At 72.3% G+C, this 13,410-nt stretch carries 14 protein-coding genes; 5 read left to right on the top strand and 9 right to left on the bottom strand.

The window, feature by feature from the left end; all coding sequences use genetic code 11:
- Positions 1 to 22 precede the first annotated feature (22 nt).
- From ABZ016_RS00625 to ABZ016_RS00615, 3 genes are read left to right on the top strand one after another with little or no spacing between them, the layout of a single operon-like run.
- Positions 23 to 1,318, top strand: coding sequence for a multidrug effflux MFS transporter (locus tag ABZ016_RS00625; protein WP_356914333.1), 1,296 nt, complete (start codon positions 23 to 25; stop codon positions 1,316 to 1,318).
- Positions 1,270 to 2,445, top strand: coding sequence for a serine hydrolase domain-containing protein (locus tag ABZ016_RS00620; RefSeq protein ID WP_356914332.1), 1,176 nt, complete (start codon positions 1,270 to 1,272; stop codon positions 2,443 to 2,445). Before ABZ016_RS00625 ends, ABZ016_RS00620 begins: the two co-directional genes overlap by 49 nt.
- 59 nt (positions 2,446 to 2,504) lie before the next feature.
- Positions 2,505 to 3,491, top strand: a complete 987-nt coding sequence (locus ABZ016_RS00615) for a small ribosomal subunit Rsm22 family protein (protein WP_356914331.1) — start codon at positions 2,505 to 2,507, stop codon at positions 3,489 to 3,491.
- Here ABZ016_RS00615 and ABZ016_RS00610 read toward each other — a convergent pair whose 3' ends face one another.
- Both ABZ016_RS00610 and ABZ016_RS00605 read right to left on the bottom strand, forming a co-directional pair.
- Positions 3,492 to 4,856, bottom strand: coding sequence for a S28 family serine protease (locus ABZ016_RS00610; protein WP_356914330.1), 1,365 nt, complete (start codon positions 4,854 to 4,856; stop codon positions 3,492 to 3,494).
- Between the two features lie 130 nt (positions 4,857 to 4,986).
- Complete coding sequence (locus ABZ016_RS00605) at positions 4,987 to 5,199, bottom strand: DUF6243 family protein (protein ID WP_356914329.1); 213 nt, start codon at positions 5,197 to 5,199, stop codon at positions 4,987 to 4,989.
- Between the two features lie 105 nt (positions 5,200 to 5,304).
- Between ABZ016_RS00605 and ABZ016_RS00600 the strand changes: the two genes are divergently transcribed.
- Positions 5,305 to 5,940 carry a TetR/AcrR family transcriptional regulator gene (locus ABZ016_RS00600; RefSeq protein WP_356914328.1) on the top strand — a complete coding sequence of 212 codons (636 nt, stop codon included), beginning with the start codon at positions 5,305 to 5,307 and terminating at the stop codon, positions 5,938 to 5,940.
- Here ABZ016_RS00600 and ABZ016_RS00595 read toward each other — a convergent pair.
- On the bottom strand, positions 5,919 to 6,800 hold the full coding sequence (locus ABZ016_RS00595) for a glycerophosphodiester phosphodiesterase (protein WP_356914327.1): 882 nt from the start codon (positions 6,798 to 6,800) through the stop codon (positions 5,919 to 5,921). The genes ABZ016_RS00600 and ABZ016_RS00595 overlap by 22 nt on opposite strands.
- A 210-nt stretch (positions 6,801 to 7,010) precedes the next feature.
- On the opposite strand from ABZ016_RS00595, the gene ABZ016_RS00590 reads away from it, so the two are divergent.
- On the top strand, positions 7,011 to 7,745 hold the full coding sequence (locus ABZ016_RS00590) for a bifunctional DNA primase/polymerase (protein ID WP_356914326.1): 735 nt from the start codon (positions 7,011 to 7,013) through the stop codon (positions 7,743 to 7,745).
- A gap of 22 nt (positions 7,746 to 7,767) precedes the next feature.
- Here the strand turns inward: ABZ016_RS00590 and ABZ016_RS00585 are convergent, their stop codons facing one another.
- From ABZ016_RS00585 to efeB, 6 genes are all read right to left on the bottom strand, one after another.
- A complete protein-coding gene (locus tag ABZ016_RS00585) occupies positions 7,768 to 8,766 on the bottom strand; it encodes a hypothetical protein (RefSeq protein ID WP_356914325.1) in 999 nt (332 codons plus the stop codon).
- Between the two features lie 101 nt (positions 8,767 to 8,867).
- The gene (locus ABZ016_RS00580) at positions 8,868 to 9,926 is read right to left on the bottom strand and encodes a low specificity L-threonine aldolase (RefSeq protein WP_356914324.1); all 1,059 of its coding nucleotides are present in this window, start codon (positions 9,924 to 9,926) and stop codon (positions 8,868 to 8,870) included.
- An 11-nt stretch (positions 9,927 to 9,937) separates the two neighbouring features.
- The gene (locus ABZ016_RS00575) at positions 9,938 to 10,510 is read right to left on the bottom strand and encodes an XRE family transcriptional regulator (RefSeq protein WP_356914323.1); all 573 of its coding nucleotides are present in this window, start codon (positions 10,508 to 10,510) and stop codon (positions 9,938 to 9,940) included.
- A complete protein-coding gene (locus ABZ016_RS00570; protein WP_356914322.1) occupies positions 10,507 to 11,199 on the bottom strand; it encodes a metal-dependent hydrolase in 693 nt (230 codons plus the stop codon). The genes ABZ016_RS00575 and ABZ016_RS00570 overlap by 4 nt, the downstream gene beginning before the upstream one ends.
- A gap of 110 nt (positions 11,200 to 11,309) precedes the next feature.
- The gene (efeU, locus tag ABZ016_RS00565; protein ID WP_356914321.1) at positions 11,310 to 12,155 is read right to left on the bottom strand and encodes an iron uptake transporter permease EfeU; all 846 of its coding nucleotides are present in this window, start codon (positions 12,153 to 12,155) and stop codon (positions 11,310 to 11,312) included.
- 5 nt (positions 12,156 to 12,160) lie between these two features.
- Positions 12,161 to 13,399, bottom strand: a complete 1,239-nt coding sequence (gene efeB, locus ABZ016_RS00560) for an iron uptake transporter deferrochelatase/peroxidase subunit (RefSeq protein WP_356914320.1) — start codon at positions 13,397 to 13,399, stop codon at positions 12,161 to 12,163.
- Positions 13,400 to 13,410: the final 11 nt, after the last annotated feature.

Here is a 13,410-nt window from a genome sequence, read left to right as displayed (position 1 = left end):
CGAATCGAACAGGGAGGGACTCATGCCCGAGGGTGGGGCGTCCATATCGAACATCACGCAGGGGGTCGCGGCCGGGACGGAGCGGCCCGACCACACACCGCACCGCACCGGGCTCCTCGTCACCTTTCTCCTCGGCGGGCTGACCGCCGTACCCCCGCTGGCGATGGACATGTACCTCCCGTCGCTGCCGGAGGTCACCCGGTCCCTGCACGCCCCCGCCGCGACCGTCCAGCTCACCCTCACCGCATGCCTCGCGGGCATGGCCCTCGGCCAGCTCGTCGTCGGGCCGATGAGTGACCGCTGGGGCCGCCGCCGCCCGCTGCTCGCCGGGCTCGGAGTCTTCGTCGTCGCCACCGTCCTGTGCGCCCTCGCGCCCACCGTCGAACTCCTCGTCGCCTTCCGGCTGGCGCAGGGCCTCGCCGGTGCCGCCGCGATCGTCATCGCCCGGGCCGTCGTCCGCGACCTCTACGACGGCATGGCCATGGCCCGTTTCTTCTCCACCCTCATGCTGATCTCCGGCGTCGCGCCGATCGTCGCGCCGCTGATCGGCGGTCAGGTCCTGCGCGTCACCGACTGGCGGGGCGTGTTCGTCGTCCTCACCTTCATCGGTCTCGCGATCGGCGCCCTGGCCTGGACGAAGCTGCCCGAGACCCTGCCGGCCGCCGAGCGCCACAGCGGCGGCGTCGGCGAGGCCCTGCGCGCGATGCGCGGACTGCTCGCCGACCGCTCCTTCGCCGGCTACATGCTCACCGGCGGCTTCGCCTTCGCCGCGCTGTTCGCCTACATCTCCGCGTCCCCCTTCGTCATCCAGGAGATCTACGGCGCCTCCCCGCAGACGTTCAGCCTGCTGTTCGGCGTCAACTCGGTCGGGCTCGTCCTCGTCGGCCAGATCAACGGCAAGATCCTGGTCGGCCGGGTGAGCCTGGACCGGGTGCTGGGGATCGGCCTGACGATCGTCATCACCGCCGCGACCGCGCTGCTCCTGATGTCCACCGGCGTGTTCGGGGAGGTCGGTCTCGCGCCCGTGGCCGTCGCACTGTTCGTCCTGATGTCCGCCATGGGCATCACCCTGCCCAACACCCAGGCCCTCGCCCTGATGCGCACCAAGCACAACGCCGGCTCCGCGTCCGCCCTGCTCGGCACGTCGTCCTTCCTGATCGGCGCGATCGCCTCCCCGCTCGTCGGCGTCGCCGGGGAGGGCACCGCCGTCCCGATGGCCGTCGTCCAACTGGCCGCCGCACTGGTGGCACTGGCCTGCTTCATGGGAATGTGCCGACCGTGGAAGGCCCGCGCGAGTGTGGAGGGGGCGGACAGCTGAGCGCACCGAGACTGCGCGACGGCACACCGGAACGGGCCGGACTCGACCCGGCGGAGCTGCGTCACCTCGTCCGGGAGGTCCATGTCCTCACCACGGGCACCCGGCCCTGGGCGCCGGGCGCGGTCCTGGTCGTGGGGCGCGGCCCGGTGATCGCCGTCGAGGAGGCGGCGGGCTGGGCCGTCCGCTACTCGGCCTACGACGAGGACGCCGACGCCGGTGTGGAACTGCCCGTCGAGGACCGCGTCCCGATGACCGTCGGCACGCCCTTCGACCTGGCGTCCCTCACCAAACTGTTCACCTCCGTGGCCGCCGTCCAGCAGCTGGAGCGCGGCACCCTCGGCATCGACGCGAAGGTGGGCGCCTACCTGCCCGACTTCACGGCCGCCGCCCGGCACGGCATCACCGTGCGGCAACTGCTCACCCACACCTCGGGGCTGCGGCCCGAACTCCCGCTGTACGACTGTCCCGACGCCGCGGCGCGGCTGGCGATGCTCCAGGCGGAGCCTCCGGTCGGGGGACCGGGCACGTACTGCTACTCCGACCTGAACATGCTCCTCCTCCAGCACGTCCTGGAACGCGTCACCGGCCGCACGCTCGACGTCCTGGTGCGCGACGGCATCACCCGGCCGCTCGGCATGACGGCGACGGAGTTCGGGCCGTGCCCCGGGGCGGCGGCGACGGAGGACCAGCGAAGGCCGTGGGCCAAGGCCGACCGGGGGATGCTGCGGGGCGAGGTGCACGACGAGAACGCGTGGGCGCTCGGGGGCGTGGCGGGCCACGCGGGCCTGTTCTCGACGGGCCGGGACCTCGCCGTGTTCTGCCGCACCCTGCTCGCCGGCGGCTCCCACGGGCCCGCCCGCATCCTCGGCCCCGACTTCGTCGAGCTCCTGTTCACCCCGCCCGGCCTCGGCTTCTCCCTGGACCAGCCCTGGTTCATGGGCGACCTGGCCGGTCACGGCGCGGCGGGCCACACGGGCTTCACGGGCACGTCCCTCGTCCTCGACCCGGCGACGGACACGTTCCTGATCCTCCTCACCAACGCGGTCCACCCACGCCGCCGCCGCCCGGACAACGCCCCCAGGGCCGCGGCCGCGTCGAGGGTGGCCCGGGCGGTGCGGGGGAGGTGAGGGAGGCCGGGGGAGAGAGGTGCCTCTCGCCGCCCCGGAACCCCTCGTAGAATCGCCGGGTGAACGCCCCCGCACACCCGGCCGAAACCCTCCGCGCCGCCCTCGCCGGCCTGCTCGACGGGCTCCCGCCCCGGCAGGCCTCGCAGGCCGTCGAGCGGCTGATCGCCAACTACCGCGGGGCCACCCCGACCGACGCGCCCATCCTCCGCGACCGGGCCGATGTCGCCGCCTACGCCGCCTACCGGATGCCCGCGACCTTCGAGGCGGTCCGGTCGGCGCTCGCGGCGTTCGCGGCGGCCGTGCCGGGGTGGGTGCCCGGCGGGCATCTGGACGTCGGCGGCGGCACGGGGGCGGCCGCCTGGGCCGTGAGCGCCACCTGGGAGGGGGAGCGGCCCGTCACCGTGCTCGACTGGGCCGAGCCCGCGCTCGCCCTCGGGCGGGAGATCGCCGCGGCCGAACCGGCCCTGCGGGACGTACGGTGGCAGCGCTCCCGGATCGGAGCGGCGCTCACCCTCGAGAGCACCGATCTCGTCACCGTCTCCTACGTCCTCAACGAGCTGACCGCCCCCGACCGCACCGCCCTCGTGGACGCCGCCGCGGACGCGGCTCAGGCCGTGGTGATCGTCGAACCCGGCACCCCGGACGGCTACGCGCGCGTGATCGAGGCCCGCGACCGGCTGATCAGCGCCGGCTTCCACGTCGCCGCCCCCTGCCCGCACAGCGCCGCCTGCCCCATCGAGCACGGCACGGACTGGTGCCACTTCTCCGCCCGGGTCAGCCGTTCCTCCCTGCACCGCCAGGTCAAGGGCGGCTCCCTTCCGTACGAGGACGAGAAGTTCAGCTACGTCGCCGCCACCCGTCTCCCCGTCGCCCCGGCGCCCTCCCGCGTCGTCCGGCGCCCGCAGATCCGCAAGGGCCAGGTCCTGCTCGACCTGTGCGAGACGGAGCCGTCCCTGCGCCGCAGCACCGTCACCAAACGCCACGGCGACCTCTACAAGGCGGCACGGGACGCGGACTGGGGCGACGCCTGGCCCCCGGCCCCCTGATCAGGAGCTCGGGTCAGGCACCTCCTGACCGGCCCAGCGGTGCAACGCGGCCTCCGCGGACGCCCGGTCGGCGGGGGACAGGTTCGCGATGTCGACGCTGTGATTGCCGCCCGGCACCCACAGGATCCGTGAGTCGCGGCCGCCGGGGTGGAAGTACTCGGCCACGGACGGGTCCTGACTCCCGTTGACGAACAGCAGCCGGCTGCCGTGCCGGCGGACCCAGCGGTCGATGTCCGGCATGGCGTCCCGGTCGAAGACCATGGGAATGTCCCGGGGGACGAAGTTGCGCGCCTCGATGCCGCCGGAGTGGCGCAGCAGGTCCTTCAGATGGCCGGTGGGGACGTCGCCGTACCCCAGCTGGGTGCCGATCTGGTACCAGTACGGGACGTAGCGGCGGGCCGCGGTGTCGGCGTACAGGGACAGCCCCGCCCAGTTGTCCAGCCACGTGTACAGCTCGTCGGTCGTGGCCTGCGGGCCGGGGATCGCGGCGGTGTCGGACGCGTCGGCCCGCTGCCAGAACATGAACAGCACCCGCAGCACGGCGATCTCGAACGCCTGGTCGGCGCTGCCGATGATGCGGAAGGTGTCGTTGTTCGCCGCCGCCCAGGCCTCGTAGCGGGCGACCATCTCGGACCGCTTCAGCAGCATCTGCCTCTGGGCGGCCTTGACCGCCTCGCGGTCCGCGGCGGTGCCGACCGACTCCAGGGAACGGAGGTAGGCGGAGTTCTCGCGGTCGTCGACGTTGTTGGGGGCCGAGTAGGCCACCGTGCCGTCCACGTCGTGGGGGTGGAAGCGGCGGTGGTAGACGCTCACCATGCCGCCCTTGCTGCTGCCCGTGGAGATCCACGCGCCGCGGTAGAGCCTGCGGAAGAGGCGGACGACGCGGTGGTGGTCGTCGGCGGCCTGGCGGATCGTGAGATGGGCGTAGCCGGTCTCCGCGGGGCGTGATTCTCCGAAGTAGCGGTGCTCCACCTGGAGTTGGTTGGCGCCGAGCAGGACCGCCGGTTCCGTCCGCCGTGGGGTGAGGACCGCGTGGTAGCCCGTCGAGAGCAGCACCGTGGGGCGGTCGGTGGCGGTGTGGAGCAGGGTGAGGCGCTGCTCGAAGGTGCCGGCCGCGGGGTCGGTGTGGTCGACCGGCTGGCGCAGGCCCAGCACGAAGTGCCGGTACCCCGGTTCGGCATCCTGCCGCTCCTCGATCAGCCGCAGTCCGGGCAGGGCTCGCAAGGTGTCCGCGATGTCGGTTGTCTCGGACGGGGCGTCACCGGCCGCCGCCCGCGCGGGCAGGGCCGTCGTCGCGGCGAGACCCGCCGCCGAGGCGGCCGTCGCCGCCGAGGTGAGCAGCCGTCGTCTCGTCCACACGCGCATGATGAGTCCTCCCGGGATGTCCGTGGGGCGTCTGTCCTGGCCGCAAGGTCGCGACCGCTTCAGTACATCCGCCGGACGTCCCGGGAGGATCCCGCGCACGAGGGGACGGTCTCCCCCGTGCGGGGGAGGCTCATGAGGACCGGTCGGTCGTACGGCCCTCCTGACGCTCCTGCTGTTGCTGTCGTTCCTCCTGGAGCTTGCGCAGCAGCTCGCGCTTCTGGGCCTGCGGATCGAGTCCGCCGCCGATCCGGCCGCCGCGGCCGCCGCCGCGCAGTTCCTCACGGCCGAGGTTCCGGCGCGATCCGCCGACGCCCAGCATGTTTCCGGCTCCGCCTCGGGTCATCTCGGGCTCCTTTTCCTGGATGCATTCGCGACGATACGGTTCGTCTCGTGGACGACTCCACTGTCGGCGAGACGCGCCGTCTTGTCAACCTGATAAGTTCGAGCCATGGCAGTCCAGAAGCCCGCCCGGTCCGGCAAGCCCGCCCCCGACTCCGCCCGGCGCAGTGAGAAGTCCCGCCGCGCCATCTACGACGCCGCCCTCGCCCTCGTCGTGGAGGTCGGCTACCCGAAGACCACCGTCGAGGGCATCGCCGCCCGCGCCGGCGTCGGGAAGCAGACGATCTACCGCTGGTGGTCGTCGAAAGCGGACGTGCTGATGGAGGCCTTCCTCGACCTGGGCGAACAGTCCATGGAGGAAGCGGGGCCGGTGCCGTACGCCTTCCCCGACACCGGAGACGTCGCCGCCGACGTCAAGGGCGTGCTGCGCGCCACCGTCGACCAGCTGCGCGACCCGCGCTTCGAGGCGCCGTCCCGCGCGCTGGCCGCCGAGGGCGTCGTCAACGAGCAGCTGGGGCGGGAGCTCGTGGCCAAGCTGATGCAGCCCTCGCTCGACCTCTACATCGGCAGGCTGCGCGCCGCGCAGGACGCCGGCCAGGTGCGGCCCGAGATCGACCCCCGTATCGCCCTGGAGTTCTTCATCTCCCCCCTCGCCCAGCGCTGGCTCCAGCACACGGGCCCGATCTCCTACGAGTACACCGACACCCTCGTCGACTACGCCCTTCAGGGCCTCGCGCCCCGCTGAGCGCCCTGCTGAGCACCCCGCTGGGCGGCCCGCGCCAGCCGCCCCGGCGCGTCCGTGATGACCCCGTCGCAGCCCAGCGCCAGCACCCGGTCGCGCTGGGCGTCCGTCACCACGGTGTGCGCCCACACCCGCCGGATCCCCGACCGCACCGCCCGCACCATGTCCGCGTCGCGCGCCCGGTGGTCCACGTCCAGCAGGTCCACGTACGACCGCCAGCGCTCCGGGCGGTCCGTGCGCAGCTGCTCCGCCGAGCGCCACAACTGCGAGAGCAGGCCCATCCGGTGGACCCGCCGGGCCACCTCGGGGTCGTTGGAGTTCACGAAGACGGAGCGGGTCAGGCCCCGGGCCCGGATCAGCCCGGCCAGCCGGTCCAGGCTGCGCGGGTCCTTCGCCTCCAGCATCAGCACGATCCGGCCGCCGAATCGATCCAGCACCTCGGCGACCGTCGGCGGCCGTTCCGACCGCCAGCTGCCGGGCAGCGCGTCCTTCGGGCGCAGCCGCACGCCCTGCCACTCCCGGGCGTCCAGGCGGCGCACCTCGCCGCCGAGGTAGGTGGTGCGGTTCAGGGTCTCGTCGTGGAACACCACGGGCGTGCCGTCACGCAGCAGCCGGGTGTCGAAGTCCAGTACCTGAGCCGTACCGCGCTCGTAGGCGGCCATCAGCCCCGACATGCTGTTCTCAGGGACCTCGCGGGCGCCGCCGCGGTGGGCGACGTACGTGATCCGGGGGAGCGCCGCCACCGTCAGCGGGCCGGCGCCCCACTCCAGCGGCGCCAGCGCGCCACTGGCCGGTCCGGTGAAGGTCAGCGAGACCAGGGAAGCCGCGGAGGCCAGCCCCGTCAGCGCGATCCTTGTGAGCATGCCGACAACGGTAGGACGCCATGTCATATCAAAGCAGGCAATGACACCCCATCCGGGTACAGAGCACACCTCGCCCCGGCGGCATATGCCTCGCCCCGCTGGCACATGTCTCGTCCTTCCTGCCCCGGATGTGGGCACTGGCCCCCCGGTGCGCGGGAAGATGCGACCATAGGGCATGCTGTTCGGCACGACGGCGAGGCGAGGGGATAGATGAGCGCGGAGTTCGGCGGCCGGACCGGCCTGCAGGGCAAACTCACCCAGTGGCTGCGCGCCGGACGCCGGCCGAAGGAGACCGCCGGGGACGGCGACCGTGAGGCCCTGCTGCTCTCCGCCGCCGGCGCGGGACTGCCCCTCGCGCCCGCCGCGCACCCGGCCGGTTACCGCTGCTCCTGCGACCGGGTCGGCTGTCCCACCCCCGCCCGGCATCCGGTGTCCTTCGCCTGGCAGACGCAGTCCACCACCGACCGCGCCCAGATCGAGCGCTGGGCCCGCCATCAGCCGCAGGCCAACTTCATCACCGCGACCGGCATGGTGCACGACGTCCTCGACGTGCCCCTGAATGCCGGTCGCGGTGCTTTGGAGCGGCTGCTCGCCGACGGTGTCGAGGTCGGGCCGGTCGCCGAGAGCGACGACGGCCGCATGCTTTTCTTCACCCTCACCCGCGGTACGCCCGAGGACGAGGACGAGTGGTGGCCGTGCGAACTGGACTGCCACCCCGAGACGATGGACGAGCACCCGGGGCTGCGGTGGCACTGCCGCGGCTCCTACGTCCTGGTGCCCCCGGCCCGGCTGCCCGGTGAGGACCAGACGGTGCACTGGGTACGGGGGCCGGAGCATCCGCTGCCGGATCCGCTGAGCCTGCTGGAGACCCTGACGGAGGCCTGCGCCCGGTACGCCGGCGAGGAACCCGACCACACGGGCACGGCCTGGCCCCTGCGGCACTGAGCCGGGCGGCCTGCCCCGGCCGCTACGAGCCTTCCGCCGACGTCATTCCCTGGATCCGGCCCAGGATCGTCACCTGCCCGCCGCCGCCCTTCGGCGGGTCCAGTGCCACCTCGTTGGAGACGAACTCCATCGTGAGGGACTGCTTGATCTCGCCGGTCGTGAGCGCGAGCACGTCCTTGTTGGGGGCGGGGACCGACGTGCCGGCGTAGGCGGTCTGCTTCTCGTAGTGCCGCGTGGTGAAGAACACCAGGGCTCCGCCGTCCGTCGTGCGCAGCGCCAGCGGTGCGTAGTCGCCGTTCGTCAGCGGCTCGTCGATGTACTGGGTGGCCATGCCCGGCTTCTTGGCGTTCTTCGCGCGCAGGGCACGCCACTGGCTGGTGTGGGAGCCGTCCGCGAAGGTGTCCCCACCGCTCTTCAGGTACGTCGCGTAGTCCTGGCTCAGCGTCTTGGGGCCGGCGGCGAGGGCGGTCTCGTTCGCGGGGACCGACTCGGCCCAGCCGTCCGCGTCCTTCTTGAACTCCGGGACCTTGCCGGGGGCGACGAGGGTCAGGTACGCGACCTGGAAGGGGTCGTCCAGGCTGCTGCGGGTGAACACGAGCAGCCAGCGGGCGGTGCCGCCCTTGTTGCCGGCCGCGTCCACGAGGAACCAGCGGGGCCAGCCGGCCTTCTTGGGGATCGTGAACTTCGGGTCCGTCAGCTTCAGGGGCGTGTGGTTCGGGTTGCCGTCCGGGTTGTTGGCCTTCCCGGCCTTCAGGCGTGCCGAGTCGATGTCGGCGAGGGCGCCGGTGGTGTGGTCGGCGTCCAGGGAACCGTCGTAGGCCTTGTCGGCCTCGTTGTACGCGGTCGTGAACTCCTGGAGGGCCTTGGCGGCTTCGGCGCGGGTGGTGGACGGGAGGATCTCCCGTTCGCCGTGCACGACGACGCAGCCACTGGCCGTCAATGACATAGCGGTCATCGAGGCGGCTATGAGTGCACTCCGGGCGGGCCTGCGGAGCGTTCGAGGGTCGCGATCCCAGCTCATCGGCTTCCTTCACCTTCCCCTTTCCGGAGGCGAACCCTACCGGGTGCCTCCGGCGGCCGGGCGGGGGTGGGTAGTTGGTGAGGGTGCGGCCCGGGTCGGGGTCAGGTGGTGAGGCGGCGTACCGCTGTGAGGAAAGCGTCGACGTCGTGCTCGGTGGTGGAGAAGGAGGTGACGAAGCGGCAGACGCCCGGCCCCCAGCGATCGTGGTAGAAGGCGAACCCCTCGGCCAGGAGCCGGTCGACGACCGGCTGGGGGAGGCGGCAGAAGAGGATGTTGGCCTCGACGGCGTGCAGCAGCTCGGCGCCGGGCAGGGCCTTGAGCCCGTCACCCAGCCGGGCGGCCATCGCGTTGGCGTGGGCGGCGTTGCGCAGCCACAGGCCGTCGGTGAGGTAGGCGTCGAGCTGGGCGGACTGGAAGCGCATCTTGGAGGTGAGCTGGCCTGAGCGCTTGGCCCGGAAGGACAGTTCCGGGGTGAGCGTGCGGTCGAAGACGACGACGGCGTCGGCGGTCATGGTGCCGTTCTTGGTCGCCCCGAAGGACAGGACGTCGACGCCGGCCCGCCAGGTCAGCTCGGCGGGCGTGCAGCCGAGCGCGGCGACCGCGTTGGCGAAGCGGGCCCCGTCCATGTGGACGCGCAGGCCCGCGTCTTGGGCGACAAGGCCCAGACTCCGGATCTCGTCGAGGGTGTAGAGGGCGCCGGTCTCGGTCGCCTGAGTGATGCTGACCACCGACGGCTGCACGCTGTGCACGTCCCCGGCCTTGCGGCCGGCGGCCGCGCGCAGCTGATCCGCGTCGATCTTGGCGTCGTCGCCGGGCAGACCGACGAGCTTGGCTCCGCCGGTGAAGAACTCCGGGGCGCCGCACTCGTCGGTGTTGATGTGGCTGTCGCGGTGACACAGCACGCTGCCCCAGGGCGGGGTGAGAGCGGCCAGACTCAGCGCGTTGGCGGCGGACCCGGTGGACACGGGCAGGACGTCGACGTCGCACTCGAAGACCTCGGCGAAGCGGGCCCGAACGCCGTCCGTGGAACGGTCGGCGCCGTAGGGCAGGTCCTGTCCCGCGGCCGCGGCGCTGACGGCCCGGACGATCTCCTCGCAGGCGCCGGCGGTGTTGTCGCTGGTGAATATCGGCTGGGGTGCGGCGGGGGCGGTGTCGCTCATGGGCGTGTCTTTCAGCTGACGATGGGGGAGGCGATGACGACGGTGACGTCGGCCGCCTCGGGTCCGGTGCGGTAGAGGTGCGGGGTGTCCCCGGCGAAGGCGAGCAGGTCGCCGGGGTGCAGGTCCGTGGGGGTGTCGGTGGGCCCGGCGGTGAGCCGGCCGGAGGAGACGAGCAGGTGCTCGATGGTGCCGGTGGCGTGCGGCACGCCGTCCAGGTGCGTGCCGGGAGGCATGCGCAGGCGCCAGATCTCCAGGCTGTTGCCGCTGCTGATGCGGCGCAGCAGTTCGCGGCCCACTTCGCCGTCGGCCAGGTCGGTGCCGGGCACGAAGACCGGTCCCGGGTCGGTGTCGCGGGCGAGCAGGTCGGTCAGCGGGATGCGCAGGGCGATCGCGAGCGCGTCGAGCGTCTCGATGGTCGGGTTTCCCCGCCCGGCCTCCAGCTGCGAGAGCGTGGCCTTGCTCAGGCCCGCCCGGCGGGCCAGCTCGGCACTGCTCATGCCGCGCTGCTCACGGCGCCGGCGGATCTGGGCTCCGACCGCGATCGCGGTGCTGCTGGCGGGCCGGCGTTCCCCCGGCGGCGTCATGACCGCTCCCGGTGGGAGGCGCTGTAGGAGACGCGGATCCGGCCCTTCTTGATCTTCAACGTGGGCAGTACGACGTCGGCGAGGTCACCGAGGCTGCGCACATGGGTTCCCCCGCACGGCGCCGAGTGCAGATCGGCCAGATGTACGATGCGGCGCCCCTCGGCGTCGTTCTCCCAGGTCACCGGCAGGTCCTGGGCGATGGCCGCGGCGACCTGCGTCCGCAGGGCCTCTGTGGCCTCCTCCCGGCCCTCCGCCGTGTCCAGGCGGGCGTCGGGCCGCGGCGCGGTGAACTCGATCCGGGCCTGGCCGGGGAAGTGGATGTTGGCGGCCAGTACCCAGCCCTGTGCCCGTCCGGCCGCCTCGATCAGATGGCCTGCCGTGTGCAGGGCGGCGTGCGCGAGGCGCGTCGGAAGGTCGATCCGGACCTCGACCGGCTGCCCCATGGAGAAGACCGGCAGTGCGGCCTCGCCCGAAGCCATGGCCACGACCATCCCGGAGTCGTGGTCGCGTACGGGAGTGATCTCGTGGCCGTCCACCCAGCCACGGTCGGCGGGCTGTCCCCCGCCCTGGGGGTGGAACAGACAGTGCTCGACCGCCACCCATGGTGTGCCGTCGTGCTCGCCTGTGGCGGCGATCCGGGTCCGGGCCTGCTCTTCGTACGTGTCCGCTTGGTAGGCGGGGACCTGCATGACACCCTCACTAGGAAAATGAACCAACTATTCGTTCACTATAACGAACGATGGGTGCTGCGTATATGAGCCATGTCGCCCGGGGCGCGCGCCGCGGGGGCGCGCACCCGTCACACCTTGTCGCGCACCGGTGCCGTCGTGCCCTGGCGTCGTGCGGTGCCCGAAGGCGCCAGGAACAGTGCGAGGGTCGGGATCAGGTACAGCAGCCACACCGTGACCTGGAGGACCGTCGGGTCGGGCTGGAAGTTGAAGACGCCCTTCAGGAGCGTGCCGTACCAGCTGTCCGGCGGGATCGTGCCGGAGATGTCGAAGGCCCTGTCGGTGAGGCCGGGCAGGAAGTCGGCCTCCTGCAGGTCGTGGAAGCCGTAGGCCAGTACGCCCGCGGCCACGACCACGAGCATGCCGCCGGTCCAGGTGAAGAACTTGGCCAGGTTGATGCGCAGGGCGCCCCGGTAGAACAGCCAGCCCAGCAGGATCGCCGTCAGCAGGCCCAGGGCGACGCCGACCAGAGGCCGTGGGGTGCCGTCGCTCGCCGCGTGGACCGACGCCCACACGAACAGCGCCGTCTCCAGGCCCTCCCGCCCGACTGCCAGGAACGCCGTCGCGACCAGCGCCCCGGTGCCCATCGCCAGCGCCGCGTCCAGCCTGCCGTGCAGCTCCGACTTGAGGTGCCGGGCCGTGCGCCGCATCCAGAACACCATCCACGTCACCAGACAGACCGCGAGGATCGACAGCGACCCGCCGAGCGCCTCCTGGGCCTGGAACGTCAGCTCCTGGGAGCCGAACTCCAGCGCGCAGCCGAAGCCGAGGGCGAGGGCCACCGCGATGCCGATGCCGATCCAGATCGGCTTCAGGGCGTCCCTGCGGTCCGTCTTGACCAGGTACGCGATGAGGATGCAGACGACGAGGCTCGCCTCCAGGCCCTCACGCAGGCCGATCAGATAGTTGGAGAACATGCGGTCTACGCCTCCCCGGAGAACAGCGTCCGGCCCCACCAGTCGTCCTTGTCGCGAACGCCCGGCGGGATCGCGAACAGTGCCGAACCCACGTGCTGGATGTACTCGTTGAGCGCGTCCGTGGCCAGGTTGCGCTGGATCGGGATGAAGCCCTCGCGGACGTCCCGCTGGTAGGCCAGGAAGAACAGGCCGGCGTCCAGGCGGCCAAGGCCGTCCGTGCCGTCGGTGAAGGAGTAGCCGCGGCGCAGGATCGTCGCGCCGTGGTTGGCGTCGGGGTGCGCGAGCCGGACGTGCGCGTCGGGCTTCATCGCCTTCAGGAACGGCTCGTCGCGCTCCTTCGCCTTGCCGACCGGCGCGCCCTCGCCCTTGTCGCGGCCGAAGATGTCCTCCTGCTCCTGGAGCGAGGTGCGGTCCCACGTCTCGATGTGCATGCGGATACGGCGGGCGACCAGGTAGGAGCCGCCCGCCATCCACGACGGGCCGTCCTTCTCCGACGCCCAGACGAACTTCTTCAGCCGGTCCGTCTCCGTGCCCGCGATGTTGCGGGTGCCGTCCTTGAAGCCCATGAGATTGCGAGGCGTCTGCGCCTCGGGCGTCGTCGACGACGTCTTCCCGAAGCCCAGCTGGGACCAGCGGATGACGACCTTGCCGAAGCCGATGCGGGCCAGGTTGCGGATGGCGTGCACGGCGACCTGCGGGTCGTCCGCGCACGCCTGGACGCACAGGTCACCGTCGCTGCGCGCCTTGTCCAGGGCGTCACCGGCGAACTTCGGCAGGTCGACCAGCGCGTCGGGGCGCCGGTCCGCGAGGCCGAACTTGCCGAACAGGGACGGGCCGAAGCCGATCGTGAGGGTCAGCCGGGAGGGTTTGAGGCCCAGCGCCTCGCCGGTGTCGTCCGGGGGTGCCTCGGGCAGACCGCCGTAGGCGCCCTCGCCCACCGCGTGCCCGGCCGTCATCCGGCGGGCGGCCTGCGTCCAGTCCTTCAGCAGCTGGACGAACTCCGCCCGGTCGTCCGTCGTCACGTCGAACGAGGCGAAGTGCAGCCGGTCCTGGACCGGTGTCGCGATCCCCGCCTGGTGCGGGCCGTGGAAGGGCACGGCGGTTCCCGCGTCCGGCGTGGGCTCCTCGCCGGGGCGGGCCATCGCCACCGCTCCACCCGCCGCCGCGGCGCCGAGGGCCAGTCCCGCGCCGCCCCAGCCGAGCAGCGAACGCCGGGAGGGGGAGGGCGTGTCGTTGTCCGTCATGGTCGCGTCCC

Origin of the sequence: Streptomyces sp. NPDC006372, from assembly GCF_040612515.1 — a bacterium.
GTDB lineage: Bacteria > Actinomycetota > Actinomycetes > Streptomycetales > Streptomycetaceae > Streptomyces.
This window is presented reverse-complemented; position numbering and strand designations above follow the sequence as displayed.

Excerpts from the sequence above, each read along its gene's own strand:
- ABZ016_RS00625 (WP_356914333.1), top strand. The coding sequence starts at position 23 with ATGCCCGAGGGTGGGGCGTCCATATCGAACATCACGCAGGGGGTCGCG.
- ABZ016_RS00610 (WP_356914330.1), bottom strand. The coding sequence starts at position 4,856 with ATGCGCGTGTGGACGAGACGACGGCTGCTCACCTCGGCGGCGACGGCC.
- ABZ016_RS00605 (WP_356914329.1), bottom strand. The coding sequence starts at position 5,199 with ATGACCCGAGGCGGAGCCGGAAACATGCTGGGCGTCGGCGGATCGCGC.
- ABZ016_RS00600 (WP_356914328.1), top strand. The coding sequence starts at position 5,305 with ATGGCAGTCCAGAAGCCCGCCCGGTCCGGCAAGCCCGCCCCCGACTCC.
- ABZ016_RS00595 (WP_356914327.1), bottom strand. The coding sequence starts at position 6,800 with ATGCTCACAAGGATCGCGCTGACGGGGCTGGCCTCCGCGGCTTCCCTG.
- ABZ016_RS00590 (WP_356914326.1), top strand. The coding sequence starts at position 7,011 with ATGAGCGCGGAGTTCGGCGGCCGGACCGGCCTGCAGGGCAAACTCACC.
- ABZ016_RS00585 (WP_356914325.1), bottom strand. The coding sequence starts at position 8,766 with ATGAGCTGGGATCGCGACCCTCGAACGCTCCGCAGGCCCGCCCGGAGT.
- ABZ016_RS00580 (WP_356914324.1), bottom strand. The coding sequence starts at position 9,926 with ATGAGCGACACCGCCCCCGCCGCACCCCAGCCGATATTCACCAGCGAC.
- ABZ016_RS00575 (WP_356914323.1), bottom strand. The coding sequence starts at position 10,510 with ATGACGCCGCCGGGGGAACGCCGGCCCGCCAGCAGCACCGCGATCGCG.
- ABZ016_RS00570 (WP_356914322.1), bottom strand. The coding sequence starts at position 11,199 with ATGCAGGTCCCCGCCTACCAAGCGGACACGTACGAAGAGCAGGCCCGG.
- efeU (WP_356914321.1), bottom strand. The coding sequence starts at position 12,155 with ATGTTCTCCAACTATCTGATCGGCCTGCGTGAGGGCCTGGAGGCGAGC.
- efeB (WP_356914320.1), bottom strand. The coding sequence starts at position 13,399 with ATGACGGACAACGACACGCCCTCCCCCTCCCGGCGTTCGCTGCTCGGC.